Origin of the sequence: Paenarthrobacter aurescens (genome assembly GCF_025421775.1) — a bacterium.
GTDB classification, from domain to species: domain Bacteria; phylum Actinomycetota; class Actinomycetes; order Actinomycetales; family Micrococcaceae; genus Arthrobacter; species Arthrobacter aurescens_B.
The window spans coordinates 1-239 of record NZ_JAOEFX010000668.1 but is presented as its reverse complement, the minus strand read 5'-3'; the positions used below and the strand labels follow the sequence as shown (position 1 = coordinate 239).

Annotated in this window: 1 protein-coding gene; it reads left to right on the top strand. The window is 26.8% G+C overall.

All coding sequences use genetic code 11. From position 1 onward, the window contains the following. The coding region (locus tag N7568_RS25200; protein ID WP_261612360.1) for a YetF domain-containing protein at positions 1-239 on the top strand (239 nt) is incomplete at both ends.

Genomic DNA, 239 nt, shown 5'->3' with positions numbered 1-239 from the left:
CATCCTTTGTCAGATCAACATTTAGGTATGAAAGGTTCTATGATAACGATAGGTGTATTAGTTATTTTATATCTTATTATGGTATTTTTAAGTCTTAAGTGGTTAAAATTCACAAAATTTGTTGATCCTTCGCCTTTTCCTCTTATAAAAAATGGAGAAATATCTTATAAAGGTCTAACTAAAGCTAGGATACCTATTGATGTTTTACTAACAGAATTAAGAAAAAAACAAATATATGA